Source organism: Streptomyces sp. NBC_00414, from assembly GCF_036038375.1.
Taxonomy (GTDB): Bacteria; Actinomycetota; Actinomycetes; order Streptomycetales; family Streptomycetaceae; genus Streptomyces.
In genome coordinates, this window is the sequence record NZ_CP107935.1 from 6,974,250 (window position 1) to 7,001,074 (window position 26,825).

At 72.1% G+C, this 26,825-nt stretch carries 14 protein-coding genes and 3 tRNA genes; 7 read left to right on the forward strand and 10 right to left on the reverse strand.

Annotated features, from left to right (window positions below):
* The first annotated feature begins 68 nt into the window (after nt 1-68).
* From OHS59_RS30320 to OHS59_RS30330, 3 genes are all read left to right on the forward strand, one after another.
* On the forward strand, nt 69-1,334 hold the full coding sequence (locus OHS59_RS30320; protein WP_328496523.1) for an NAD(P)/FAD-dependent oxidoreductase: 1,266 nt from the start codon (nt 69-71) through the stop codon (nt 1,332-1,334).
* A 56-nt stretch (nt 1,335-1,390) separates the two neighbouring features.
* A complete protein-coding gene (gene dnaG / locus OHS59_RS30325; RefSeq protein WP_328496524.1) occupies nt 1,391-3,298 on the forward strand; it encodes a DNA primase in 1,908 nt (635 codons plus the stop codon).
* A gap of 178 nt (nt 3,299-3,476) precedes the next feature.
* Nucleotides 3,477-4,772 carry an RNA polymerase sigma factor gene (locus tag OHS59_RS30330; protein ID WP_328496525.1) on the forward strand — a complete coding sequence of 432 codons (1,296 nt, stop codon included), beginning with the start codon at nt 3,477-3,479 and terminating at the stop codon, nt 4,770-4,772.
* A 180-nt stretch (nt 4,773-4,952) separates the two neighbouring features.
* On the opposite strand, the gene OHS59_RS30335 is transcribed toward OHS59_RS30330, so the two are convergent.
* From OHS59_RS30335 to OHS59_RS30350, 4 genes are all read right to left on the reverse strand, one after another.
* Nucleotides 4,953-6,881: an ABC transporter ATP-binding protein gene (locus OHS59_RS30335; protein ID WP_328496526.1), complete on the reverse strand. Its 1,929-nt coding sequence runs from the start codon at nt 6,879-6,881 to the stop codon at nt 4,953-4,955.
* A complete protein-coding gene (locus tag OHS59_RS30340; RefSeq protein WP_328496527.1) occupies nt 6,881-8,614 on the reverse strand; it encodes an ABC transporter ATP-binding protein in 1,734 nt (577 codons plus the stop codon). Before OHS59_RS30340 ends, OHS59_RS30335 begins: the two co-directional genes overlap by 1 nt.
* A gap of 153 nt (nt 8,615-8,767) precedes the next feature.
* Nucleotides 8,768-10,222: an FGGY family carbohydrate kinase gene (locus OHS59_RS30345; protein WP_328496528.1), complete on the reverse strand. Its 1,455-nt coding sequence runs from the start codon at nt 10,220-10,222 to the stop codon at nt 8,768-8,770.
* 174 nt (nt 10,223-10,396) lie between these two features.
* Nucleotides 10,397-10,705 (reverse strand): YtxH domain-containing protein, encoded by a 309-nt coding sequence (locus tag OHS59_RS30350; RefSeq protein WP_328496529.1) that lies wholly within the window; start codon nt 10,703-10,705, stop codon nt 10,397-10,399.
* A gap of 165 nt (nt 10,706-10,870) precedes the next feature.
* Here OHS59_RS30350 and OHS59_RS30355 point away from each other — a divergent pair.
* The 3 genes from OHS59_RS30355 (at nt 10,871) to OHS59_RS30365 (ending at nt 11,276) form a co-directional block, all read left to right on the forward strand.
* Nucleotides 10,871-10,943, forward strand: a tRNA-Asn gene (locus OHS59_RS30355).
* A 6-nt stretch (nt 10,944-10,949) separates the two neighbouring features.
* Nucleotides 10,950-11,022, forward strand: a tRNA-Asn gene (locus tag OHS59_RS30360).
* Nucleotides 11,023-11,199: 177 nt separating this feature from the next.
* Nucleotides 11,200-11,276, forward strand: a tRNA-Ile gene (locus OHS59_RS30365).
* A gap of 389 nt (nt 11,277-11,665) precedes the next feature.
* Here OHS59_RS30365 and OHS59_RS30370 read toward each other — a convergent pair.
* The 6 genes from OHS59_RS30370 to OHS59_RS30395 all read right to left on the reverse strand — a co-directional run bounded on the left by OHS59_RS30370 (nt 11,666) and on the right by OHS59_RS30395 (nt 22,781).
* Nucleotides 11,666-13,363 (reverse strand): GAF domain-containing sensor histidine kinase, encoded by a 1,698-nt coding sequence (locus OHS59_RS30370; protein WP_328496530.1) that lies wholly within the window; start codon nt 13,361-13,363, stop codon nt 11,666-11,668.
* 49 nt (nt 13,364-13,412) lie between these two features.
* Nucleotides 13,413-14,450: a rod shape-determining protein gene (locus tag OHS59_RS30375; protein WP_328496531.1), complete on the reverse strand. Its 1,038-nt coding sequence runs from the start codon at nt 14,448-14,450 to the stop codon at nt 13,413-13,415.
* Nucleotides 14,451-14,660: 210 nt separating this feature from the next.
* On the reverse strand, nt 14,661-19,547 hold the full coding sequence (locus tag OHS59_RS30380; RefSeq protein ID WP_328496532.1) for an SAV_2336 N-terminal domain-related protein: 4,887 nt from the start codon (nt 19,545-19,547) through the stop codon (nt 14,661-14,663).
* Nucleotides 19,537-20,577 carry an AAA family ATPase gene (locus tag OHS59_RS30385; protein WP_328496533.1) on the reverse strand — a complete coding sequence of 347 codons (1,041 nt, stop codon included), beginning with the start codon at nt 20,575-20,577 and terminating at the stop codon, nt 19,537-19,539. Before OHS59_RS30385 ends, OHS59_RS30380 begins: the two co-directional genes overlap by 11 nt.
* Nucleotides 20,578-20,634: 57 nt before the next feature.
* Nucleotides 20,635-22,392 carry a VMAP-C domain-containing protein gene (locus OHS59_RS30390; protein ID WP_328496534.1) on the reverse strand — a complete coding sequence of 586 codons (1,758 nt, stop codon included), beginning with the start codon at nt 22,390-22,392 and terminating at the stop codon, nt 20,635-20,637.
* A complete protein-coding gene (locus tag OHS59_RS30395; protein ID WP_328496535.1) occupies nt 22,389-22,781 on the reverse strand; it encodes a CU044_2847 family protein in 393 nt (130 codons plus the stop codon). Before OHS59_RS30395 ends, OHS59_RS30390 begins: the two co-directional genes overlap by 4 nt.
* A gap of 289 nt (nt 22,782-23,070) precedes the next feature.
* Between OHS59_RS30395 and OHS59_RS30400 the strand changes: the two genes are divergently transcribed.
* On the forward strand, nt 23,071-26,823 hold the full coding sequence (locus tag OHS59_RS30400; protein WP_328496536.1) for a S8 family serine peptidase: 3,753 nt from the start codon (nt 23,071-23,073) through the stop codon (nt 26,821-26,823).
* The last annotated feature ends 2 nt before the right edge of the window (nt 26,824-26,825 follow it).

The window sequence follows — 26,825 nt, forward strand, 5'->3', positions numbered from 1 at the left end:
CCCTCTTCCCCCATCACGCTGCGTGCGGGACGCTCGCAGGTGGCGACACCGTAACGAGGAGGCATCAAGTGGTCGACGCAGATCAGACATTCGTCATCGTCGGAGGAGGCCTGGCCGGCGCCAAGGCGGCCGAGACTCTCCGGGCGGAGGGCTTCAGCGGCCGGGTGATACTGATCTGCGACGAGCGGGACCACCCGTACGAACGCCCGCCGCTGTCCAAGGGATATCTGCTCGGCAAGGAGGAGCGCGAGAGCGTCTTCGTCCACGAGCCCGCCTGGTACGCGCAGAACGACGTAGAGCTGCACCTGGGCCAGACCGTCGACGCGATCGACCGGACCGCGAAGACCGTCCGCTTCGGTGACGACGGCACGCTCGTCCACTACGACAAGCTGCTGCTCGTGACCGGCGCCGAACCGCGCCGGCTGGACATCCCCGGCACGGACCTCGTCGGGGTCCACCACCTGCGGCGCCTCGCGCACTCGGAGCGGCTCAAGCAGGTACTGGCCGCCCTCGGCCGCGACAACGGCCATCTGGTCATCGCCGGCGCCGGCTGGATCGGCCTGGAGATCGCCGCGGCGGCCCGTGAGTACGGGGCCGAGGTCACCGTCGTCGAGCCCGAGCAGACCGCGCTGCACGGGGTCCTCGGCCCCGAGCTGGGCGAGCTCTTCGCCGAGCTGCACCGCGAGCACGGTGTCCGCTTCCACTTCGGGGCCCGGCTCACCGAGATCGCCGGCCAGGACGGCATGGTCCTGGCGGCCCGCACCGACGACGGCGAGGAGCACCCCGCGCACGACGTCCTGGCCGCGATCGGGGCCGCCCCGCGCACCGGACTCGCCGAGGCGGCGGGGCTGGAACTGGCCGACCGGGCCCACGGCGGCGGCATCGCGGTCGACGAACTGCTGCGCACCTCCGACCCCGACATCTACGCGGCCGGTGACGTGGCCGCCTTCCCCCACCCCCTGTTCGGCACGCGCCTGCGCGTCGAGCACTGGGCGAACGCGCTGAACGGCGGCCCGGCGGCGGCCCGCGCGATGCTGGGCCGCGAGACGGCGTACGACAGGGTGCCCTATTTCTTCTCCGACCAGTACGACGTGGGGCTTGAGTACTCGGGCTGGGCGCCCCCGGGGACGTACGACCAAGTGGTGATCCGGGGAGACGCGAGCAAGCGCGAGTTCATCGCCTTCTGGGTGAAGGAGGGGCGCGTGCTGGCCGGGATGAACGTGAATGTGTGGGACGTCACAGAACCGATCCAGCAGCTGATTCGCACGGGGGTGAGGGTGGACACCGAGGCGCTCGCGGACCCGCACGTTCCGCTGGACAGCCTGGTCCCATGACCGACGGAGGTACTCGGGGGGACTCCGCTGTCACACCGTCCCCGTAGACTCGGCGCGTGGCCGGCAGGATCAACGACGAGGACGTGAAGGCGGTTCGGGACGCGGTCCCGATCGACGCCGTGGTCTCCGAGTACCTCCAACTGCGCAACGCGGGCGGCGGGAACCTCAAAGGTCTCTGCCCCTTCCACGACGAGAAGTCGCCCTCCTTCCAGGTCAGCCCGAGCAAGGGGCTCTTCCACTGCTTCGGCTGCCAGGAGGGCGGCGACACCATCACTTTCGTGATGAAGGTCGACCACCTCTCCTTCTCGGAGTCGGTCGAGCGCCTCGCCGGACAGGCGGGCATCACCCTTCGTTACGAGGAGGGCGGCTACAACCCCTCCCACCAGCGCGGCGAGCGGATCCGCCTGGTCGAGGCCCACCAGGCCGCCGCCAAGTTCTACATCGAGCAGCTCGACACCAGCTCCGAGGCCGACACCGGCCGCAAGTTCCTCGCCGAGCGCGGCTTCGACCAGTCGGCCGCCACGCACTTCGGCGTCGGCTACAGCCCCCAGGGCTGGGACCACCTCGTCCGCTTCCTGCGCGGCAAGGGCTTCACCGACAAGGAGCTGGTGCTCTCCGGGCTCGCCCAGGAGGGCCGCCGCGGCCCCATCGACCGCTTCCGGGGCCGCCTGATGTGGCCGATCCGCGACATCGGCGGCGAGGTCGTCGGCTTCGGCGCCCGCAAGCTGTACGAGTCGGACAACGGGCCCAAGTACCTGAACACGCCCGACACGCCGATCTACCGCAAGTCCCAGGTCCTGTACGGCATCGACCTGGCCAAGAAGGACATCGCCAAGAGCAGCCGGGCCGTCGTCGTCGAGGGCTACACCGACGTCATGGCCTGCCACCTCGCCGGCATCACCACCGCCATCGCGACCTGCGGCACGGCCTTCGGCAACGACCACATCAAGATCCTCCGCCGGCTCCTGATGGACAACGGCTCGGCGCGGGTGATCTTCACCTTCGACGGTGACGCGGCCGGCCAGAAAGCCGCCCTGCGGGCCTTCGAGGACGACCAGAAGTTCGCCGCCGAGACGTACATCGCGATCGCCCCGGACGGCATGGACCCCTGCGAGCTGCGCCTCGCCAAGGGCGACGCGGCCGTCGCCGACCTGGTCGAACCGCGCACCCCGCTCTTCGAGTTCGCCCTGCGCCAGATCGTCGCCCGCTACGACCTGGAGACCCCCGCGGGCCGCGCCGCCGCGCTCGACGAGTCCGCGCCCGTCGTGGCCCGCATCAAGAACACCGGCGCCCAGCACGAGGTCGCCGTGCAGCTCGCCGGGATGCTCGGCATCCTCGACACCCAGTTCGTCGTCAAGCGGGTCGCCCAGCTGGGCCGCTGGGCCCGCGACCGAGGCGGCAAGGGCCCCGCGCCCGCGAACAACGGCCGCGCCCCGCAGCAGTACGACAACAGCGGCCCGCGGCCCCCCTCCGGCCCGGCCCTGACCCTGCGCAACCCGGTCTTCGCCACCGAGCGCGAACTCCTCAAGCTCGCCCTCCAGCGCCCCGATCTGGTCTCCCCGGCCTTCGACGCGTACGGGGTGGACGAGTTCACCGCCCCGCCGTACGCGGCCGTCCGCGAGACGATCATGGAGGCGGGCGGCGCGGAGTACGGCGTCCAGGACGCGCAGGAGTACCTCGTCCGGGTCCGCGAGGCCGCCTCGGACGACACGGTTCGCGCCATGGTCACGGAGCTCGCCGTCGAGGCCATCATGCGCAAGACCGTCGACGAGGCCTACGCGGGCGAACAGCTCGTGACCGTCCGCCGGCGCGCCGTCGAGCGCCGGGTGCGCGATGTGCAGGGCGCTCTGGCGCGTGCCAGCGCCCAGGGCGACCCGGTCCAGCTGGCCGCCGTGCAGAACGAGCTGTGGGTCCTCCAGCAGTACGACCAGGCCCTGCGGGAAAAGGGCCCCTCCGCGCTCTGACCGGTCCGACGGCCGGGTTCCGTATCGGAGAACCGGACACGCGGGGAACGTGCCAGATCAGGGCACGGACGAGCACATGAATTTTCCGCGAGGGTAACCACGCAGTCACGGACAGGACTCAAAAAGTCACCGCACGCCCCTCGTGGCGAGGATGTGTCGTACTCCACACTGGGTTCCGGTGCCTGAGTCCTCGGAGCGCGGCCGACCCGAACGCGACGGGTCCGAAGTCCCCGCGGTTCCGCGCAATGACTTCGGGATGGACAGCGGCAAGGCCGTCGACCCCATCCCCGACGTACCGCTGCCGCACGCCTCAGCAGCGACATTCCTGGAGGTCGCCCCCGTGCAGACCCAGACCCTGACCGACAACAGCACACACACCACGGACACGGACACGGACGCCGATGCCCTCGCGGCCGTACCGCCGCAGAACCGTGCCGCCCACCACCCCGAGACCGTCGCGGAACCGGACAGTACGCCGGAGCCGCCCGCCGCGGTCCTCGTGGAGAGCGAGACCGAGACACCGGAGCCGGTGGAGCTGCCGCGCGGGCGTGCGGACACCGGCGGGCCCTCGTCCGACCTGTTCCGCCAGTACCTGCGGGAGATCGGCCGGATCCCGCTCCTCACCGCGGCGGAGGAGGTCGAGCTCGCCCGCCGGGTCGAGGCGGGCCTCTTCGCCGAGGAGAAGCTCCGGATGGCCTCCGACCTCGACAGCCAGCTCGCCCTCGACCTCGACAAACTGGTCGTCATGGGCCGGATGGCCAAACGCCGCCTCATCGAGGCCAACCTGCGCCTCGTCGTCTCCGTCGCCAAGCGGTACGTGGGGCGCGGGCTGACCATGCTCGACCTGGTCCAGGAAGGCAACCTGGGGCTGATCAGGGCGGTCGAGAAGTTCGACTACGCCCGCGGGTACAAGTTCTCGACGTACGCGACCTGGTGGATCCGCCAGGCCATGTCCCGGGCCCTCGCCGACCAGGCCCGCACGATCCGGGTCCCCGTCCACGTGGTCGAACTCATCAACCGCGTCGTGCGTGTGCAGCGCCGGATGCTCCAGGAGCGGGGGTACGAGCCGACGCCCGAGGAGGTCGCCGCGCATCTCGACCTGCCCAGCGAGCGGGTCAGCGAGGTGCTGCGGCTGGCGCAGGAGCCGGTGTCCCTCCATGCGCCGGTGGGGGAGGAGGACGACGTCGCCCTCGGTGACCTCATCGAGGACGGGGACGCGACGAGTCCTGTGGAGTCGGCTGCCTTCCTGCTGCTGCGGGAGCATCTGGAGGCGGTTCTCTCCACGCTGGGTGAGCGTGAACGGAAGGTCGTCCAGCTCCGGTACGGGCTTGCGGACGGCCGGCCGCGCACGCTGGAGGAGATAGGGCGGATCTTCGGCGTCACGCGCGAGCGCATCCGCCAGATCGAGTCCAAGACCCTCAACAAACTCCGCGACCACGCGTTCGCGGACCAGCTCCGCGGCTACCTGGACTGAGGGCTTTTCCTCGCCCCCGCCGCCCTTACCCTTCCCGTCACTGCATGGGGGCTGCGCCCCCTCGCCCCCCGATTTGGCGCTGACGCGCTCGTCCTCAAACGCCGGACGGGCTAGTGGTTAGCCCGTCCGGCGTTTGAGGACCGGGGGTTCGGGGGCCGGCCCCCGAGTCAGTGACGGAGGTCAGTCCACCTCCACCACCGCCTGGGCGAACTGTGCCTGGTAGAGGCGCGCGTACGCCCCACCCGCCGCCAGCAGCTCCGCGTGCGCCCCCTGCTCCACGATCGCCCCGTCCTCCATGACGAGAATCGTGTCGGCATCGCGAATCGTCGACAGACGGTGAGCGATCACGAACGACGTACGACCGTGCGCGAGCTTCGCCATCGCCTTCTGGATGAGCACCTCGGTGCGCGTGTCCACGGAACTCGTCGCCTCGTCGAGGACGAGGATCACCGGATCGGACAGGAACGCCCGCGCGATCGTGATCAGCTGCTTCTCACCCGCGCTGACCCCGGACCCCTCGTCGTCGATGACGGTGTCGTACCCGTCGGGCAGCGTCCGCACGAAGCGGTCCGCGTGGGCCGCCCGCGCGGCCTCCTCGATCTCCCCGCGCGTGACCTCGGACGAGGCCCCGTACGCGATGTTCTCCGCGATCGTCCCCCCGAACAGCCAGGTGTCCTGCAGCACCATGCCGATGGAGGAGCGCAGTTCGTCGCGGGACATCGTGGCGACGTCGACCCCGTCGAGGGTGATCCGCCCGCCCGTGGTCTCGTAGAACCGCATCAGCAGGTTCACCAGGGTCGTCTTGCCGGCGCCCGTCGGGCCCACGATCGCGACCGTGTGGCCCGGCTCCACCGACAGCGAGAGGTCCTCGATGAGCGGCTTCTCCGGGTCGTACCGGAAGGAGACGCCCTCCAGGGCGACCCGGCCCCGCAGCTCCTTCGGACGCGCCCCCGTCACCGGGTCGGCCTCCTGCTCCTCGGCGTCCAGCAGCTCGAAGATTCGCTCGGCCGAGGCGACTCCGGACTGGACGAGGTTCGCCATGGAGGCGACCTGGGTGAGCGGCATGGAGAACTGCCGGGAGTACTGGATGAAGGCCTGCACGTCACCGATCGACAGGGAGCCGGAGGCGACCCGCAGCCCGCCGACCACCGCCACCAGCACGTAGTTCAGGTTCGACACGAACATCATCAGCGGCTGCATGACACCGCTGTTGAACTGCGCCCGGAACCCGGCCTCGTACAGCTTGTCGTTCTCCTCGGCGAACTGCGCGGCCGACTCGTCCTGCCGTCCGAAGACCTTCACCAGGTTGTGCCCGGTGTACATCTCCTCGATGTGCGCGTTGAGCTTGCCGGTGGTCCGCCACTGCTGCACGAAGTGCGGCTGCGACCGCTTGCCCACCCGGGTCGCGACGACGAACGACAGCGGCACGGTGACCAGCGCGACGAGCGCGAGCAGCCAGGACACGTAGAACATCATGATCAGCACGCCGACGATGGTCAGCAGCGAGTTCACCAGCTGGCCCATCGACTGCTGGAGGGTCTGCCCGATGTTGTCGATGTCGTTCGTGGCGCGGCTGAGGACCTCACCGCGCTGACGCTTGTCGAAGTACGACAGCGGCAGCCGCGACAGCTTGGTCTGCACGTCCTCGCGCATCTTGTACATGGTCAGGTTGACGGCCCGGTTCACCAGCCGGGTCGCCGTCGCCATCAGCAGACCGGCCAGCAGGAACGCCACCAGCGCGATCCCCAGCACCTCACCGACCGCGTCGAAGTCGATGCCCTGCCCCGGCGTGAAGTCCGTGCCCGAGAGCATGTCGGCCATGCCGCCTTCGCCGCGCTCCCGCATCGCTGCGAGGGCCTCGGCCTTGGTCTGCCCGGCGGGCAGCTCACGCCCGACGACCCCGGCGAAGACCAGGTCGGTGGCCCGGCCGAGGATCTTCGGCCCCAGTACCGACAGCCCCACACTGCAGACCACGGCGGCGAGCATCACGTACAGCGTGGCGCGTTGTGGTTTGAACTGAGCCAGCAGCCGTTTGCCGGACCCCTTGAAATCCATCGAGTGCTGGTCGGGTCCCGACCCGGCCATCATGCGACCCATGGGCCCGGCCATCAGGCTGCCTCCGCTTCCGTCAGCTGCGAGAGCACGATCTCCCGGTAGGTCTCGTTGTCCGCCATCAGCTCGTGGTGGCGGCCCGTCCCGACGACCCGGCCCTCGTCGAGGACCACGATCCGGTCGGCGTCGCGGATGGTCGACACCCGCTGGGCGACGATCACCACGGTCGCCTCGGCGGTCTCCCGCGCGAGCGCTGCACGCAGCGCCGCGTCCGTCGCGTAGTCGAGCGCGGAGAACGAGTCGTCGAAGAGATAGATCTCCGGACGCTGTACGAGGGTCCGGGCGATGGCGAGCCGCTGCCGCTGACCGCCGGACACGTTCGTACCGCCCTGCGCGATCGTCGCGTCGAGCCCGTTCTCCAGCCCTTCCACGAAGCCCTTGGCCTGCGCCACCTCCAGCGCGTGCCACAGCTCCTCGTCCGTCGCGTCCGGATTCCCGTACCGGAGATTGGTGGCCACGGTGCCCGCGAACAGATACGGCTTCTGCGGTACGAGACTCACCGTGCGCGCCAGCAGCCGGGGCTCGATCGTGCGTACGTCGACCCCGTCCACCAGCGCCGCGCCGTCGGTGGCGTCGAACAGCCGGGGGACCAGGCCGAGCAGGGTCGACTTGCCGCTGCCGGTCGAACCGATCACGGCCGTCGTCTCGCCGGGCAGCGCCACCAGGTCGACCGCCTTCAGCACCGGCTCCTCGGCGCCCGGGTAGCGGAAGCCCGCCCCGCGCAGCTCCAGATGACCGTGCCGCCGCAGCTCCAGGACGGGAGCCTTCGGCGGGACCACGCTGCTGGAGGTCTCCAGGACCTCCTGGATGCGCTCGGCGCAGACCTCCGCGCGCGGCACCATCATGAACATGAAGGTGGCCATCATCACGGACATCACGATCTGCATCAGATAGGCGAGGAACGCGGTCAGCGCGCCGATCTGCATCCCGCCGCTGTCGATCCGGTGGGCACCGAACCACACCACCGCGATCGACGAGACGTTCACCACCGTCATGACGATGGGGAACATCAGCGCCAGCATCCGCCCGGTCCCCAGCGACACCTCGGTGAGGTCGGTGTTGGCCTTCCGGAAGCGCTCCTCCTCGTACGAGTCGCGCACGAAGGCACGGATGACGCGGTTGCCGGTGATCTGCTCGCGCAGCACCCGGTTCACCGTGTCGAGGCGCACCTGCATCGTCCGGAACAGCGGCCTCAGCCGGCGCACGATGAGACCGACCGAGATCCCGAGCACCGGTACGACGGCCAGCAGCACCCCGGACAGCGGCACGTCCAGGCCGAGCGCCAGCACGATGCCGCCCACACACATGATCGGCGCCGACACCAGCAGCGTGAACGTCATCAGGGCGAGCATCTGCACCTGCTGCACGTCGTTCGTCGTGCGGGTGATCAGGGAGGGCGCCCCGAAGTGGCCCAGCTCACGCGCGGAGAACGACTGCACCCGGTCGAAGACGGCGGCCCGGAGGTCGCGGCCGACCGCGGACGCCGTACGGGCGCCGTAGTAGACGGCGCCGATGTTGCAGACGACCTGCACCAGCGAGATGCCGATCATCAGGGCGCCGAAGGACAGGATGTATCCCGTGTCGCCCTTCACGACACCGTTGTCGATGATGTCGGCGTTCAGGGTCGGCAGGAAGAGCGTGGCGCAGGTCTGCAGGAACTGCAGCAGGACGAGCAGGCCGATGGGTTTCTTGTAGGGCGTGAGATAGGTACGCAGAAGTCTTATGAGCACGCTGGGTCTCTCGGGGTCGGCGGCGGGGCGGTTGGTTGCCCTTGGCCCCCATCGTCGAACACTCCCCCGGTGTTACCTCAACTGATTAACCCAAGAGAGGTCCAAGAGCGGACCAGGTTTCGGTCCGAAGTCGTAGGCCGCCCCCGGACGCCCTCAGGACCGGAAGGCTCCCGGGTGCGTCTGGTTGCGCACCGACACGTACTGCTGCCGCACCGCCTGCCCCACCGCCAGCTCCTCGCCCGGCTCCAGGACCTGCGCCGCCGCGCCCTGCCAGACGGGCGGCAGGCCCGGCTGGATCGTGCCCTGCTGGACACCGAGCGCCCAGGCGGCCTGCCGGGCCGCGCCGATCGCCGCGTAGTCCGCGGGCTGCGGCACCACGATCTGCGTACCGAGCAGCGCGGGCGCGCACGCCTGCACCGCGCTCAGCTCCGCGGCCTGGCCGAGCAGGAAGATCCGCCGCACCTCCACGCCCCGCTTGCGCAGCACGTCCAGGGCGTCGGCGAGACCGCACAGCATGCCCTCGAAGGCGGCCCGCGCCAGGTGCTCGGGCTTCATCGACTCCCGCCGCAGCCCGGCCAGCGTGCCGGCCGTGTGCGGCAGATTCGGCGTCCGCTCACCCTCCAGGTACGGCAGCATGACGAGCCCGTGGGAGCCCGGGGTCGACTTCATCGCCAGGTCGGAGAGGGCCTCCAGATCGGGTACGCCCAACAGCTCGGCGGCCCCGCGCAGGGCCCGTACGGCATTGAGCGTGGTGACGACCGGCAGGTGCATGCCGGTCGCGTCCGCGAGCGAGGTGATCATTCCGGAGGAGTCGACCAGGGCCTCGTGGTGGACGGCCATCACGGAACCGGAGGCGCCGAGCGACACCACCGCGTCCCCGAGGCCGATACCGAGCCCGAAGGCCGCCGCCATCGTCTCGCCCGTACCCGCCGAGATCAGCAGCCCCTCGGGCGTCGTGCCCGCGGCCTCCCACGGTCCGAGCACATCGGGGAGCAACGCCTGATGGCCGAGCGCCAGCTCCACCAGATCCGGCCGGTACGCGCCGGTCGCCGCCGACCAGTAGCCGGTGCTGGAGGCGCCGCCCCGGTCGGTGGTCCGCCGTGCGGGCCTGCCGAGCAGCTGCCACACCAGCCAGTCGTGCGCCTGGAGCAGTGACGCGGTGCGCGCCGCCGCCTCGGGTTCGGTCCTCGCGAGCCAGCGCAGCTTCGTCACGGGCTGCGCGGCCTGCGGCACCGATCCCACGGCCTGCGCCCAGGCCTCCCGCCCGCCGAGCGCGTCCACGAGATCGGCGGCGGCGACCTGGGCACGCTTGTCCCCGCCGACCATCGCCGGGCGGATGGTGTTCCCCTGGCTGTCTACGGGGACGAGCCCGTTCTGCTGTGCGGACACGCCGATGGCCTGAACGCCCTCCAGGAGCCCGCCGCCCGCGGCCTCGCCCAGGGAGAGCAGCCAGGCCTGCGGGTCGACGTCCGAGGGCCGGGAGCCCTCTGCAGGGCCGTCCATCGGATGCGGGGCATACCCCTGCCGGAGTACGGCTCCGCTGTCCGCGTCGCAGACGACGATGCGTGTGAAATCGGGCGAACTGTCCAGCCCGGCGACTATCCCCATGGCGGAAATTCTGCCGTATCGCCGCGCCGGCTCGGGCCGTGGGCGTCGTCGGGGTGCCTGTCGTCCTTCGTCTGCGGCTCCGTCGTGGCTGGTCGCGCCCGCGCGGCGGAGCCGCAAATGTCACAGCCCCGCGCCCTTCGGGTGGGGGGACCGATCCCGGGCCGGAGAGGGCGGCTAGGTGTTGCTCGTGCCCCAGTCGTCCTCGGTGCGGGTGCCGTTCGCGTTGCGCTCACGCAGGGAGCGCACCCGCTCGGAGACCGAGTCGGGAACCCGGTCACCGACCTTCTCGCTCACCACGTGGTACGCCTTGCCCGCGAACTGCCGGCCCTGCTGGGCCGCCGACTCGGCGGTGTTGCGCACCGCCGGGTTCTGCGAGACCTGCCGGGCGGTCTTCCTGAGCTGTTCGTAGCGCTCGCGCCCGGCCCGTGTGCCGAGCACGTATCCCAGAGCCAGTCCGACGACGAACGTGAGCCGGTAGCGCATTGGGGCCACCCTTCCTCTTGTGAGTCGGTTGTTTGCGGCGGCGTCGGTTGCAGGCGGGTTACCGATTGGCGGAGCACCCCCCTGCTTGCGCTAATGTATGTGTCGCAGCGAGCGCACGCCCTCTGGCGAATACCCAGGGAGCTACGTTCGATGCAAACGAGGCAATCCCCTGTAGCTCAATTGGCAGAGCAGCCGGCTGTTAACCGGCAGGTTACTGGTTCGAGTCCAGTCGGGGGAGCTTCGATCTTCCGTAGCTCAATTGGCAGAGCAGCCGGCTGTTAACCGGCAGGTTACTGGTTCGAGTCCAGTCGGGAGAGCACTGAGAATCAGGACCCCATGGACCCCATCGGGGTCCTTTTTCATGCCCGCGGGAACCGCTGCGTCCCAGGTGGGGTCCTTGAGGGCAGGCGAAGTCGACCATCCGAAGCAGGAGATCGTATGAGCGGCTATGCTGCGGCAGACGGCGCGCACACATGTGCGCGACGCGCCGTAATGGGGCGGTAGCTCAGCCGGTTAGAGCAGCGGACTCATAATCCGCCGGCCGTGGGTTCGAGTCCCACCCGCCCCACCAGCGCTACGCGTGGAGAAACGATCTGACCAGCAACTTCGCTGGAGGATCGGGCGAGTTGAGGGCTCCTGGAGGCCCTCCTCGATCACGGTTTCATGATTGACGGGACCACTCTGCGGCGACGCCTTCGGGCACATCGGGCATGAGTCGTGCGGGGCTGAGCCCCTCGGACCGGCCCTCCGCGCGCGGCCCTCGCGTCGCCCGGATCCGTGGGCCGGGTCGGCGGCGAGGCGCCGAACTCCACGCCGTTCGGCGCACGCGCGTCCACTGCGGGAAGGCACGGCTGATCGGTGCCCCCAGGACGGCCTTGCTCCGTTCGGGGGCACATTCGCGCGAACGACGAGCCCATGACCCGGTGGCCGGCGCTCACGCGCAGTCGACGTGACCGACGGTCAAAGGGGGGCCTGCCAGGTCGTCGTGGCCTCCCGCCGGCCGGAGCCGTCCGCCGTGCCCTCTGCCGTGTCGCCCGCGGGGCCGTCCGTCCCGTCGTCGGCGGACACCTTGAGGCGTACCCCCGGGCGGCCGTCCGGCAGCCGCACCGTCGCGTCGACCGTGACCCCGACCCTGGTCGTCCCGGAGCGGCGTGACGCGGTGGCGAGGGCGCCTCTGAGGGCGCTGAGGAGGTGTCCTGCCACCGCGTCCGGGATACGGGTGTCGACGGGTCCGGTGAACTGGACCGACGGCTGGACGCCGAGGACCGCCGCCGCGCCCGCCGTCTCGCGGAGCACCTTGCCCCGGAAGCTCGTCGGGGCGTCCGCGGGCGGCTGCTGCAGGGCGAAGATCGCCGTACGGACCTCCTGGACGGTCGACCTGAGTTCGTCGACGGCCCGGCCGAGCGTCGCGTGGACCTCCGCGTCCCGCTCCTCCGCGGCCGTACGGCGCTGTGTGGACTCCAGCATCATGCCGGTGGCGAAGAGCCGCTGGACGACCAGGTCGTGCAGGTCACGGGCGATCCGGTCGCGGTCCTCGAAGACGGCGAGGCGCTCCCGGCGCTGCTGCGCGTCGGCCAGCACCAGCGCCAGAGCGGCCTGCGAGGCGAACTGCGTGGCCAGCAGCTTCTCGGCGGGGCTGTACGGGGGATCGCCGCGCCGGCGCGGGAGGGCGAGGGTGCCGATGAGCCGGCCCCCGGCCTGCAGCGGCAGCATCATGCTCGGCCCGAACCGGTGCCGTACCGGGGTCGTCATACGCGCGTCGGTCGCCGAGTCGTCGAGGAACACCGGCTCGCCGCCGAGCAGTTGTTCAAGGACCGCGCTGCCCGGCGCGATCGTCGTACCGACCAGGCCGCCCCGGCCGTCCGGCGCCGACGCCGTGACGATCTCCATGCCGCCCTCGTCCGTCGGCTGGAGGATCACCCCCGCCGACGCGTCGGCGAGGACGCGGGCGCGCTCGGCGACCGTCATCAGCGCGTCGGCCGCCGCCTCGCCGGCGAGCAGCGCCGTCGTCACGGCCGCCGCGCCCTCGATCCAGCGCTCCCGCCGGCGGGCCGTCTCGTACAGGCGGGCGTTCTCGATCGCGATGCCCGCCTGCGCGGCCAGCAGACGTGTCACCTGCTCGTCCTCGGCGGTGAAGGGGCCACCGCGCTTCTCGGTGAGGTAGAGGTTGCCGTACACCTCGTCCTGTACGAGCAGGGGGACGCCGAGGAAGCTGTGCATCTCCGGATGGCCGGGCGGGACGCCGCACGAGCGCGGGTCGGCGGTCAGGTCGGTGAGCCTGAGCGGCGCGGACTCGTGGACGACCGCGCCGAGCAGGCCCCGGCGCCCGCTGGGCGGACGCTCGATACGTGCCCGCTCGGACTCCGTCAGCCCGGCCGTGCAGAACTCCGCCAGGCCGCTGTCGCCCGGGGCGAGCACGCTCAGCGCCGCGTACCGGGCACCGGTCAGCGCGGCCGCGTTCTCCACGATGCGCTGCAGCGTGCCGCGCAGTTCGAGATCGCTGCCGACACCGAGGACGGCTTCGAGCAGGCGGGGGAGTGGGAGGGAGAGGCCGTGGGAGTCCTGGGGCTCTGACGGCCCCGACGGTCCCGGGGACTCCGAGTGGTCCTCGGAAGCCGTGGGGCCCGTGGGGTTCGGGGGGTCCGTGGGTTCTGGCATGGGTGGTGGCGGGGCTCTGGGGTTCGTGCCTGCCGTTCCGTGCGGGCGGTCAGCCGGCTGTCGAGTCGAGGACCAGCGGCTCGATCCTGCCCTCCAGCATCGCGCCGAGGCCGAGGACCGCGCACACGTCGGGCCGTTCGGCGATGTGCACCGGCATCCCCGTCGCCTGCCGCAGCATCTGGTCGAGGCCCGGCAGCAGCGCGCTCCCGCCGACCATCATGATCCCGCGGTCCACCAGGTCGGCCACCAGGTCCGGCGGGCAGGCGCGCAGCACCTTGCCGATGCCGTCGAGCACGGCGGTCAGCGGGGTCTGGATGGCGTCGCGCACGGCGGCGGTGTCGACCTGTACGGAACGGGCGAGGCCGGTGGCCACGTCCCGGCCGTGGATCTCGGTGGACGTCGGCCCCTGCGAGGTGAGGCCGTTGCCGGAGAGGGCGAGCTGCAGGGGGCGTACGGACTGCGAGGGGAGCATCAACTCGTGGTGGTGGCGCAGGTGCTGGACGATCGCGTGGTCGATGGCCTCGCCGCCCACGGGGATGCGTTCGGCGGTGACGATCGAGCCGAGCGACAGCACGGCGACCTGGGTGGCGGCGGCCCCGCACACCATGATCATGGTGGCCTCGGGGCGTTCCACGGGCAGTCCGCAGCCGACTCCGGCGGCGATGAGCGTGTCGACCAGCTCGACGCGCCGGGCGCCGAGGCCGACGAGCGTCTCGATCGTGGCGCGCTGGGCCAGCGGGTCGGAGTCGTGCGGGGTGCAGGCGGCGGCCCGGAGCAGGGGCTTGCGGCGCAGGGCGCGGCGGACCTTGTCGCCGAGGAGCTGGCGCAGCATGCGCTGGGCCATCTCGATGTCGACGACCGTGCCGCCGGAGACGGGGCGTACGACACGGATGTAGTGGGGGGTGCGGCCCGTCATCTTCTCGGCGAACTCACCGACCGCGATCAGGGCGCCGGTCCTCGTGTTCACCGCGGCGACGCTGGGCTGGTCGACGACCAGCCCGGCCCCCTTCACGAAGACACGGGTCCTGGCCGCTCCCAGGTCGACGGCGAAATGGCAGCGGCGCAACTGCTCCAGACTGGCGGTCATGGCGGGTCCTCCCGAGAGCGCAGACCTGGGACTCCACCGGGTGGCGGTCCTCCCTACGCATCGTGCGGGAACTGACGGGGTGTCGCCTTTCGGGGTGGGCCGGGCGGGGTGCCGCTGGACGGGTGGTCTTCGGACAGGTGGCAGACGGCCGGATGCCGGTCGGCGGCGGACAGGCCATCGGGCGGGCGGCGCTCAGGCGGCGGGAGCGGCTCAGGTGTTGGGGAGGGACCGGAGGAGAGGGGCCCACGAGGCCGTGGTCAGCTCGCAGCCCGCGCGGACGAGGCGCTGCCGGTGTCCTTCGGAGCGGGTGTAGCCGAGGAAGCGCAGACCGGCCGCCTTCGCCGCGGTCAGTTCGGCGACCGACGAGCCGACCAGTACGGCGTCCTTCGGTGTGGCGCCGAGGTGCTCCAGGGCTCGCAGGAGGCAGTCGGGATCCGGCATCAGCAGGGTCAGGTCGTCCGCGCGGCCGTGCACTCCGCCGGTCACCAGGCCGGTCAGCCGGCCGTGGGACTGCAGATACCTCCACACGGCGCTCGGCGCGTTGTCCGCGACGACGGCAATGCGCCGCCCGAGCGAGCTGAGCGTGGTGATCATGGAGTCGGAGAAGGGGGTGGACGCCGCGGTCGACGCGGCCCGCTCCTCGATCCGGTTGAGCCGCCGGCGCAGGTCCGCTCCCAGCGGATGGCCGGCGAAGGCGCGCAGCAGGTCGAGGGGGGTCGAGCGCCCCTCCAGCGGATTGACGGGGCCGCCCCCGGGGAGGAGCGGATCGCCCCTCAGAGCGGCCTCGGGGTCGCGCAGCTCGGTGAGGAGCGCGGTGAGTTCCCGGAGGGCCTGCTTCTCGGCGTCGCTCGTGTGGAGGCGGGCGAGGGGGCCGTCGAAGCCGATGAGCACGCAGGGGCTGTCCAGCAGGGCCGTGGCCGGGTCGTCGACCGGGCGCCGGGCGGCCGGTCCGGTCGACCGGGGGACGGGCTGCCGGGCGGACTCGGACGGTCGGGCGGACTCTGGCCGCCGGGCGGGTTCGAACCGGCGGGGGGATCGCGGGGCGGGCTGCGGGGCGGGTTCAGGAGGGCTGTCGGGCGTCAGCCGCACCGAGCACGCCACGGAGAGCCCGGGCACCGGCCACGTGCGCAGCCCGCTGTGCACCGCGTGCTGCGCCGCCCCCGCACGCTGGAGCGGGTGGCGGCGGGTGACGCGGCCCGCTTCCCTGAGCAGATGGTCGAGGAGGCGCTCGGAGACGTTGGCGGTCTCGCCGTGCACGAAGGCCACCGGGTCGTCCACGTGCCAGGACAGCTCGACGGACGCGGCGAAGGCGCCACCGCGGGAGCTGGGCAGGGACAGCTCGTGGGCGGCCCGGTGGGTGGTGAGGTCGACCTCGTAGTACGTGAGGCGGGGCCCCGAGGCGGGCGTACCGGTGAACCCGTCGGGGTCGAAGAGGGCCGGTGAGCCGTCGGGGGGCTGGAGGACCACGGCGGTGCGACCGGGTTCGGGCAGGGGGATCGACACCCGGCGGCGGGTGCTGAACGGGCCGCGTACCAGGTCGCGCCGTCCGGGCGGGAGGTCCGGTACACGGTCCGGGATCTCCAGCCGGCAGTACCAGGCGAGGGGCGGTCCGTCGCCCGACGGCGGGCGCAGCGGCCGGAAGTGGACCGGGCCGACCGGGACATCACCGCTCGTGAGCTCCTCGTAGAGGACGGGGGAGAGGACGACGGCGATGTCCGACTGCTCCAGAGCGGACGGGAGAGCGGTACGGGGAGGCCGCGCGGTGTGCCAGAACGTCAGCCGGATCCTGGGCGGGTCCGGCACCTCCAGGAGTATGTCCGGCAGATCGCGCAGCGTCGCGTTCAGCACGTTGAGTACGGACGTGCCGGGTGCGGTGGACACGAGGTAGCCGTTGTCGACGGCCTGCATGTCGTACTGGTCGGAGGTCAGGCCGCTCAGCGAGAGCAGCCAGGACATGGTGTGCGAGAGCGTGCTGTGGGCCCCCCGGTGGTCGCCGGGGTCCGGGCACTCCATGGTGACGGTCGGCCGGCTGTCGTCGGGGGCGGCACGCAGTTCGCGGTACAGCTCCAGCAGGGTGGGGTTCGGCTCGCTGAACTGCCGGTCCTGCAACTCCTCGTACACCTCGTACGACTCGATGGCCTCGGCGATGCGGCCCTGGCCCTTGAGAGCGAGGATGTGCAGGCGGCGGAAGTCCTCGCGCTCGGGGTGGAAGCGGAGCAGTTCGCCGAGGTCGGTGGCCGCGCGCTCGAACAGGCCAAGTTCCAGGTCGAGTTCGGCGCGGGTGACGCACAGGGTGAGCCGGAGGGCGCGCAGCCGGGTGCGGGTCGTCTCCGCGGCGGGCCCGGGAACCTCGTCGACGGGATGGCCGCCCCACAGGTCGAGCGCGTGCTGGACGGCCTCGCGGGCCCCGGCCGGGTCTCCGGCGTCCCGGGAGGACTTCGCTCGCGCGATCAGTTCCTGGCAGCGGTTCACGTCGATGGTGTGCGGGGCCGCGTACACGGCGTAGCCGTCGGCGGTGGTGGCCACGACCCCGGGTCCGAGGGTGTCGCGCAGTCCGTCCGCACAGGTGGCCAGGAGGCGTGCGGCGCGCTGTGGCGGGCGCTGTCCCCACAGGCCGGCCGTCAGTTCGTCGTGCGTCACCGTCCGGCCGTGCCGGAGGAGCAGCATGCTGAGCAGGGCCTGCTCACGCGGGGAGCTGACGGGCAGGGTCCGGCGCCCCTGACTGATCCGTACGGGACCCAGCAGCCGATAGTGGTACCGGTGCGCGGTGACGGCGTCCAGCAGCCGGGAGAAGGACGGGGTCAGGAACAGGTCCCTGCCGCGGCGCTGGGTCGCCAGGTCCGCGGCGACGAGAGGCCGGACGGCGTCGTCGAACCGCGACCGGAACTCACCCGGAACACCGCCGAGTTCACCGGGCGGCTCTCCCTCGGCCAGCTCGCGCAGCAGGTGTCCGAGGTCCTCCAGATCCTTCGACTCGCCCCGCACGTCGTCCGCTCCCGGCGCGAAGGACGTGATCTGCACGGCGCCGTCCGGACGCAGCAGCAGACTGTGGGGGGTGAGTCCGCCGTGTACGACACCGTGTCCGTGCATCGCCTTGAGACCTTGCACGACCTGGTGTGCCAGGGGTGCGAGCAGGGTGAAGGGGAGCTGGAAGCCGCCCTCGGCGGTGAGTTCCGCGACGGTGACTCCGTCCACGAAATCCGTGACCAGGTACGCGGTGCCGTCCTCGACGCCGTAGTCGTGCACGGCGAGCACATTCGGGTGCTTCACGCCCGCGAGGGTCCGCGCGGCCGTCAGGAACCGCCGCTGCCGCTCCGGCGCGACGGTGTACCGGTGCACGGCGACCTTCCGGTCGAGCCGGGTGTCGTGGGCCTCCAGCACGCGCCTGCCCGGCCCCGGACGGCGTAGCAGCCGGTATCTGCCGAGCACGAGTCCCGCGGTGGTCTTCGAGGGCGGCCCGCCCATCCGCCGTACGGACTCCTCCCGCACGACCGCGAACGGCTCGCCCACGGCCTCCTCACCGGCGCCGCCGCCTCCCGCGCCCTTGCCGCCCGGAGCGAGCACGCGGAACTCACCGGCCGCCAGACCGGCCCGCTCGTCGAGCAACGCGCCCACCCGGGAAAGGAGTTCGGAGGTCCTGCTGTACGCGGACCGTGGCAGGGTGCGCCGCAGCAGCTCCCGTACGCCCGGCCGGAAGACGTACGAACCGGCGGCCCCCGGGACCGCGACCAGCGCGCCGCTGAGAATCACCTCGGCCAGGTGCTGCGGCCGGGGGTTCTTCTCGATCGCCGCCTGGACGAGACGCATCACCGGCAACTCCGGTGGCCCCACCGCCAGATGCCCGGCCAGCCGGAAGGCCTCCGGAGAGGCGAGGGAGCGGAACCGCAGCAGCAGCTCCTCGGGGGACAGCCTCTCGACATCGCTGCGGCCCTTCTCGTCGACCGGCGCGGCGGGCGGGCCGGAGCCCAACAGGCCCACCGAGCCCGGCAGTCGGCCGCCGCCCGCCACCAGCGACGACCAGTTCGCCAGCCAGGGAGCCGAGGCTTCGAGCACGGGGAGGGGGAGCACACCGTGCGGCACGCCCTCCAGCGCGTACGAGTCCACGTCGTACGCCGAGTTGGGCGCCGCCGGGCCCGGCGCGGTGATCCGCGCGGTCGTGGCCGGCAGCGCGGTGGTGCGCCACAGGCGTTCCGGCAGCGGCTGGACCAGGGCCACCGGCATCCGGGCCGACCAGCGGCGCAGCGTGGTGTACCAGCGGGCGCCCGCCGGGCCGTCCCGCCACTGCGGCCCCATGCAGTCACTGATCAGGAGCGTGACCGTGCGGCCGTCGGCGAACGACTCCTGCGAGCCGGGCCGGCGTACCGCGCCGTCGGCCTCCAGCCGGTGCAGTTCCACCGTGCGGAAGACGCCCGACTGCGCGAGCGCCGCGTGCAGTTCGCGCACGAGCGGTCGCCAGACGGGCATCGTCGGACCGGTGTCGTGCACGAGATGCAGCGTCAGCCAGCGCTCGGTCATGGGGCGCAGCACGGGCAGCCACCACTGGGGTGCGGCGCCGAGCCGGGCGATGCGGTGGGCGGTCGCCGCCTCGTCCAGCTCCTGCCCGACCGGGGCGGGGACGCTTCGCTTGAGGGGGCGGAGGGCGCGCTGGAGCTTCAGGGGGTGGGGGAGCATCGGTGGGGCGGGGGCCAGGAGCGATGTGTAGGGGCCGCCGGGGGTGGTGTTCGGCGGGCCGCCGTCCGGGCCTGGCCCCTCCGGGGTGGGCCGGCCGGGGAGGCGCAGGGGGATGCGGCCGTCGGGGTGGCTGGGGCGGGGTGGTGTCTCGGGCGCGGGGCGGTGAGGGCTTGTCGCGCCGTTCCCCGCGTCCTTCGGGTGGGTGGGGGTGAGCGGGGCGGCAGGGTGCGGGCGGTCCGTGTCGGGGAACGGCGTGGGGCGGGTGTGTGTCGGGGGCTCGGGGGGTGGCATGTGCTGGGCCAGCCACAGCAGTTCGGCCAGTTCGACGGAGGTCGGTTCCGGTCCGCCGGATGCCTGTGCGAGTACGCCGGCGAGGAGCGCGGCACCCGCACCGGTCCGTCCGTCCGCGCCGGCGTCAGAACGCATCCGGTTCCTCTCCCGTGCGGCTCAGATACGGCATCAGCTGCTCGGCCAGCTCGTCGCGCGACGACGCGTCGAGCCCCGCCACCCCCGTGAGGTAGATCGCGTTGAGCAGCTGGTCCGTGGCCAGCTCCCCCTCCGTCCCGCGGTCCAGGAAGCGTTCGATCAGGTCGCGGGCGTACGCGTCGGGCTCGCCCAGGTGGGCGCGGACGATGTGCTCCAGGTGGGCGGCGCGGGGCTGGTGGAGTTCGAGGCGGACACAGCGGCGCAGGAAGGCGGGCGGGAACTCGCGTTCGCCGTTGCTGGTGAGGACCACGAAGGGGAAGGCCCGGCAGCGGACCCGGCCGCGCGTGACCTCGACCCGCTCGTCCGTGCCGTCGATCATGACCTCGGCCGCAGGGGTGTGCCGGGCGGAGCGGACCAGCTCGGGGATCTCGTACTGGCCCTCCTCCAGGATGTTGAGGAGGTCGTTCGGCAGGTCCAGGTCGCTCTTGTCGATCTCGTCGATCAGCAGGGTGCGCGGCCGGCCGTACGGGAGGAGCGCCGTGCCGAGCGGGCCGAGCCGCAGATGGTCCTGGAGCTCGCTGTCCGTCGGGAGCACCGGGCCGGACGGGGCCTCGCCGCCGGGCCGGACGTCGCGTGCGGCCGCGTACAGGCGGGACAGCGGGTCGTACTGGTAGAGCCCGTCGTGCAGTGTGGTGCGACTGGTGACGTTCCAGCGCAGGACGGGACCGAGCCGCAACTCCCGTGCCACCGCGTACGCCAGGCTCGACTTGCCGCTGCCCGGCGGGCCCGTCACCAGGAGGGGCCGGCGCAGATAGAGGGCCGCGTTGACGAGCTGGACGGCACGGTCCGTGGCGCGGTAGGTGCGGGCGCGGTGCCGCCGGTCCGGGGACGTGGCCGACGCGTCGTCGTCCTCGGCGGGCGTCGTCAGCTCCGGACCGCCGTCGAAGTCGCGCCAGGGCGGCGGCGCGGGCAGCTCGGCGATGCCGTCGTGCGGCTCGCTCGCACCCGTGTAGACGGGCCACAGGGACATGGTCTCTCCGAACGTGTTCCGGTGCTTCGGTGATCTGTTCAGTGGTCGGCTCAGTGGTCAGCCGACCGGGCTGTGCAGGTAGCCGACGGGATCAGGCAGGCATTCGGGGTCCTCCCACAGCAGGGCCAGGTCGTACGCCCAATGCGGCTCCGGCGCGTCGGAGGCGTACGCGGTCTCGCGCAACTCATGCACATGACGCGGCAGTTCACGGATCGGCAGGTTCGCCAGGTGTTCGGCGAGGCGGTCCAGGAACGCCGACCCCCGGCAGTCGGCCGACTCCCCGCACCGGTGCTCGCCCCGGCAGCCGGTGCGCGGCCACAGCATCACCGGCACCGCCGCGTTCAGGCTCGCCTGGAACAGCCGCCGCACCCGGTCCGCGCGCGGCGGCGTGGCGAAGCCCACCATGTCGGCGTCGCGGCGCAGTCCGATGGTCAGTTTCACCTGGTCCTGGCCGACCGACCAGCAGTCGATACGGTGCAGCCGTGCCGTCGGCCGCGCGTCCAGGTGCTGCCACTTCTGCCGGAGTTTGTGCTGCAGACCCCCGCTGCGCCGCCGTTCCAGGTCCATCACGACGAGCGGTGCGAAGGAGCCGAGCGGACTGTCGTCGTCCGCGCTGCGCTTCCAGTGCGCCACGTCCGCGTTGAGCCAGCGGCGCGGCAGCACGAAGGCGATCAGCTCTTGTGCTCCCGGCTCCAGTTCGTGGTAGGCCTCGTCGATCCGCTCCAGTGTGTAGGGGCGGACCCGCTCCACGGGAAGTCGGCGCGAGCCCACCACTCTGCGGTGTCCGCCGTTGTACGCGGACACCTCCACCAGGAACCGGCCGTCGCCGGAGCCGCTGGGGGCGATCTCCACGAGGATCGGCGACCAGGTGTGCGGGTCGGCTCCGCCGGTTTCGGGGCGGGGCTTCGGCGTCGGGTCGGGGCGGTGGGCCCGGGGGGCCGCGGGCCAGGCGCGCAGGGCGGTGCGGGTGGGGGTGTCGTCCACGAAGTCGGCGAGGCGGGTGGTGAAGCGGGTGACCGCTGCCGGGTCCTGTACCTCTGAGAGGAGGTACCAGGCCGCGTCCCACAGGGAGGTGAAGCGGTGGGGCGGGAGCGGGGGGCCCAGGGGGCCGACGGCGTCCTGGTACAGCCGTTCGGGGCTGTGTTCCGGGACGGGGAACTGCAGACGTGCCAGCAGGAGTCTGAGGTGTCCCTTTTCCCCTTGGCCGTACTCCGGGGTCGGGATGAGGTCCGCCAGGCGGGGCCAGTAGCGGGCCATGACCTGGGAAGGGAGCATCCGGCCGTTACGGATCTCGGGGCTGCGGGCGGCGGCCGAGACCATGCCCACGACCCGGCCGGTGTCCGCGAGGGTCACCGCCGCGCCGCTGAACCCCGGTGCGAGCGACTGGCCGTGCGCGGCCCATGACTCCAGCTGGACCCACTCCCCGGCGATCAACTGCTCGGCGGTGGCCCGGTATTCGGCGAAAGTGCCCTCGTCGTACCGCTTCGGGAAGCCGTAGGCGAGGAGCCTGCGCGGCGGTTCACCGTAGGCGTCGGTGGGTGTCGCGAACTCCGCTGGCTTCATCGGCACCGGCCGGTCCAGCTCCAGTACGGCCAGATCGCCCGGGTCGGTCTCGCGGCCGTCCCAGCCGCCGTGCGCGACCACCCGGGCGGGGACCTCCTCGTAGCCGCCGTGCGCGAAGGACACCGCGACCGCTTCGGTGTCACTGCGCGCCACGACATGGGCGCAGGTCAGGACGTGCTGCTCGGTGACCAGGAAGCCGGCGCCGGTGTCCCGTCCGCAGCTGATTCTCGCGTGCCAGGAAGCGCTGCTCATGGGCGCGGGGTGGTCTCCGGGGATGCGGGGGCGGACGCGGGGGGAGCGTTGGCGGGCCGCGGGGCGCCGTCCGGCCGCTCGGGCGACCAGGAGAGCTTGACCAGCAGGTGGCCTTCGACGGCACTCTTGGCGATCAACGCGCCTGCCTCCGCCGTGAGTCTGACCCCGAACTCGATCTCCACGGAGTCGGGCCTCAGCGAACCGTCCCGGAAGACCCGGAGCGCGGACTCCGCGGCAGCCCTCGCTCCCTCCAGCGAGCCTTCGAACGTACGGGCCGCCTGGACCGTGCCGTCCCCGCGTGCCACCAGACGGGAGCCGGACTCGTCCTCGGCTCCCTCGACGACGATCACGGCCCCGTCGTCCGTCTTGAACTCCACTAATCCATCCATTGCGCGCCAGAACCCCCGTAGTCCGTCACCGGTGACCACTCTCATTGTCACGGACGGTACTTGGCGCTGTCGCGGTTTCCACCGGTCGTTCACCGTTCCTGTGGCGGAAAACCGCCAGGGCAGCTTCCCGCCAGGTTCCGTCGGCGCCACCGCAACACCGGCCACCCGACACTCTTCGCAGCACCCCCGCACCACCCGGACGACACCCCGGCCCGAGAAGCACCGGACCGTCCGAGGCGGTCCGAGGCGGTCCGAGGCGGTCCGGGACGATCAGAGACGAGGGGCACGGATGATCACCAGAGGATCCGCGGGACGCGGGGCGGCGCTCGCGTCGGCCGGGCTCGTGCTCGCCCTGCTTCCCGCGGGCGGGGCCGGCGCACAGGACACCGGCACCCGGCCCGGCACCCGCGCCGCGTCCGCCGCCCACACCGTCACCCTCGTCACCGGCGACCGGGTGACCGTCACCGAACTCGGCGGCGGCAGACGGACGGTGACCGTCGAACGGGCGAAGGGGGCGACCGGAGCGGTCCGCACCCGGACGGCGAACGGCGCCCTGACCGTCGTACCCGACGAGGCGCTGCCGTATCTGCGGGCGGGCACCCTCGACCGGCGGCTGTTCGACGTGAGCGGGCTGATACGCCAGGGGCTCACCGACCGGCGGGCGGACGGACCGCCGCTGATCGTCACGTACGAGAAGGGCGCGCGGGTGGCGACTCCGCGTGGCGCCGAGCGGACGCGCGCGCTGCCGAGCATCCGCGGGGCCGCCGTCGAGGCCGACAAGGGCCGGGCGTTCTGGCGGGCCCTCACCCGGCAGGACGGGCTCGGTGAAGACCGGCTCGGCAGGGACGGGACCGACGGGGCCGGGATCGACAAGGTCTGGCTCGACGGGCGGGTCCGCGCGGAGATGGCCGAAAGCAACGCCCAGATCGGTACGCCCGAGGCCTGGGAGGCGGGGCTGACCGGCAAGGGCGTCACCGTCGCGGTACTGGACACGGGGGTGGATGCAGGCCATCCCGATCTCGCCGGGCGGGTCTCCGTGACGAGGAGTTTCATCGAGGGTGAAGAGGTTGCCGACCGCAACGGCCATGGCACACACGTCACTTCGACCGTCGGCGGCAGCGGCGCCGCGTCCGGCGGCCGGGAGAAGGGGGTCGCACCCGGCGCCACCCTCGCCGTCGGAAAGGTGCTCGGCGACCAGGGCTCGGGCAGCGAGTCGCAGATCATCGCGGGCATGGAATGGGCCGCGCGGGACGTCGGCGCCACGGTCGTCTCCATGAGCCTCGGTTCGACGGAGCCCAGCGACGGCACCGACCCCATGGCCCAGGCCGTCGAGACGCTCACGAAGGAGACCGGCGCGCTCTTCGTCGTCGCCGCGGGCAACACCGGCGCCCCCTCGTCCATCGGCTCGCCCGGCGCCGCCGACTCCGCGCTGACCGTCGGCGCGGTCGACTCCGCGGACCAGGCCGCGTACTTCACCAGCGCGGGCCCGCGCCACGGCGACCACGCCCTCAAGCCCGACCTGTCCGCACCGGGCGTCGACATCCTCGCCGCCCGCTCCCGGCTCTCCGCCGGCAGCGGCGACTACACCGCCATGAGCGGTACGTCGATGGCGACACCCCATGTCGCGGGCGTGGCCGCGCTCCTCGCCGAACGGCACCCCGACTGGACCGGCGCGCGGCTCAAGGACGCGCTGATGTCGACGTCGAAGCAACTGGACGCGTCCGCCTACGTGCTGGGCGCCGGACGGGTCAGCGTGCCCGGGGCGCTGAAGGCCGGGGTCACGGCCACCGGAAGCGCCGATCTGGGCTACCACCGCTGGCCCTACGAGTCGAACGAGCCTGTCACCAGGACCGTCACCTACACCAACTCGGGCGACACGCCGGCCGAGTTGGACCTGACCGTGCGGGGCGCGCCCGACGGGGTCGCGACACTCGCCGACTCCGCACTGACCGTGCCCGCGCACGGCACCGCCTCCACGACCGTCACCGGGGACGGCGACAAGGCCCCGGTCGGCAACACCACTGGGCGGATCGTGGCCTCGACGGCGGACGGCACGCCCGTCGCGCACACCGCGTTCGGCCTGGTCAAGGAGGAGGAGCGGTACACACTCACCGTCCACGTCAAGGACCGGGACGGAGCCGCCACCGCCGCCGACCTCGTGGTGCAGCGACTGGCCGAGGGTATCGACCCGTTCCCGGAGCACGTCGGTGACACGGGCACGGTCGAGCTGCGGCTCCCGCCGGGCACGTACAGCCTGAACACCTTCCTCGACGTACGCGGCAGCCATGGCGCCGACTCGCTGGGGCTCGGCTTCCTCGCGGCGCCCGAGATCGACCTCGACCGGGACCGCGAAGTCACCCTGGACGGAAGCCGGTTGCGGGAGATCGCGGCCCGCGTCGACCGGCGTACGCAGACCCGGCAGCTGCTCATGGAGTACGACCGGGCGGCGAACGGCTCGGACCTGTTCGGCGCGGTCCAGGTGCCGGTCAAGTACGACAGCGTCTTCGCGGCGCCCACGGCGAAGGTGACCAAGGGCAGCTTCGAGTACCGGACCGTGTGGCGGCTCGGGAAGCCGGTGCTGGAGGTCAAGGGCATCGGCGAGGCCGTGGCGCAGCCCGGAGGCACGCTCGCCGAGGGCCGCCGCAAGCTGCCGCTCGTCGATGTCGGAACAGGGGAGTACGGCGGCAAGGACGTGCGGGGCAAGGCCGTGCTCGTCCGGATGAAGGAGGGCGCGGTGCCCTCGGACATCGCGCAGGCCGCCCAGGACGCGGGCGCCGAGGCGCTGTTCGTGACGGACGGCGTACCGGGCCGGCTCAACGCCTGGTTCGGCACCGACGACAACGCGGACCGGCCGATCCAGATCGCCACCGTCAACGCGGCGGACGCGGCGCGGCTCCGGTCGGCGGGGAAGGCCGAGACCAACGGCACGCGCAACACGCCCTACACGTACGACCTTTCGGAGGGGCACAAGGGGAGCATCCCGGCGCGGGACCTCACCTATGAGCCCTCGCGCCGCCAACTCGCCGTGCTGGACACGAAGTTCCATGCGGTGAAGCCCGTCTCCGGCAGTGAGTTCCGGTACTCGCTCACCGACGACTCGTTCCCCGTCGGGATCGGCTTCCAGGAGCGGGCCGACTTCCCGGCCGAGCGCACCGACTACGTGTCCACCGGTCCCGGCCAGCTGTGGCACGAGTCCGTCAACGCGGGCGCCGGGGATCTGGAGGAGCGCAGCGGGCTCGTCCGCTACCGCGGGGGCGCGCACCAGGACCTCGACTGGTTCCGGCCGGTATGGCACCCGTGGCTCGGCTCCGGCCTCGGCTGGGGGCAGCAGCGCTCGGGCGCGACACTGCAGTTCAACGTCCCCGGCTGGGGCGACTCCGGGCCCGACCACACCGGCTTCGGCAACGTGTGGGACGAGAGCACCGGCATGACGCAGTCCACCGAGGTGTACCTCGACGGGGAACTCGTCGACCGGCGGACCGGCTCCGGCGCGTACGTCTGGGACGCGCCCGCCGACGAGCACACGTACAAGGTCGTCACGGACACGGCCCTGGACGCGGACCGCTGGAAGCTCGCCGTGAAGGGCCGCTCCGAGTGGACCTTCAGGTCGGCGGCCACCCCGGCCGACCGCTGGACGACCCTCCCGCTGCTCAACCTGGGCTTCGACATCGACACGGACCTGGCGGGCGAGGTACGGGGCGGCAGCCGCCTGCCCATCGGCATCAGCGCCTCGTACGTGGCGGGCGCGGGGGAGCGCAGCGACCCAGGGGCGCGGGGAACCGCGCGCCCAGCCACGGTCGACCCGCAGCCGACACCCGACAACCGGTCCCCCGGAACCCTCGGCCGGACAAGCCTCGAAGTCTCCTACGACGACGGCAGGTCCTGGCGGACGGTCCGGCTCTCCAGCGCCGGCGAGGCCGCCTGGCAGGGAACGCTGAGCCCGCCCCGAGACGCACGACACGTGTCGCTGCGGGCCTCGGCGGCCGACGACCGCGGCGGCTCGGTGACCCAGGAGATCATCCGGGCGGTGGGCGTGCGGTAGAC

Coding starts and splice junctions, on each gene's coding strand:
- OHS59_RS30335 (WP_328496526.1), bottom strand. CDS start 6,881: ATGGCCGGGCCCATGGGTCGCATGATGGCCGGGTCGGGACCCGACCAG.
- OHS59_RS30345 (WP_328496528.1), bottom strand. CDS start 10,222: ATGGGGATAGTCGCCGGGCTGGACAGTTCGCCCGATTTCACACGCATC.
- OHS59_RS30350 (WP_328496529.1), bottom strand. CDS start 10,705: ATGCGCTACCGGCTCACGTTCGTCGTCGGACTGGCTCTGGGATACGTG.
- OHS59_RS30370 (WP_328496530.1), bottom strand. CDS start 13,363: ATGCCAGAACCCACGGACCCCCCGAACCCCACGGGCCCCACGGCTTCC.
- OHS59_RS30375 (WP_328496531.1), bottom strand. CDS start 14,450: ATGACCGCCAGTCTGGAGCAGTTGCGCCGCTGCCATTTCGCCGTCGAC.
- OHS59_RS30380 (WP_328496532.1), bottom strand. CDS start 19,547: ATGCGTTCTGACGCCGGCGCGGACGGACGGACCGGTGCGGGTGCCGCG.
- OHS59_RS30385 (WP_328496533.1), bottom strand. CDS start 20,577: ATGTCCCTGTGGCCCGTCTACACGGGTGCGAGCGAGCCGCACGACGGC.
- OHS59_RS30390 (WP_328496534.1), bottom strand. CDS start 22,392: ATGAGCAGCGCTTCCTGGCACGCGAGAATCAGCTGCGGACGGGACACC.
- OHS59_RS30395 (WP_328496535.1), bottom strand. CDS start 22,781: ATGGATGGATTAGTGGAGTTCAAGACGGACGACGGGGCCGTGATCGTC.
- OHS59_RS30400 (WP_328496536.1), top strand. CDS start 23,071: ATGATCACCAGAGGATCCGCGGGACGCGGGGCGGCGCTCGCGTCGGCC.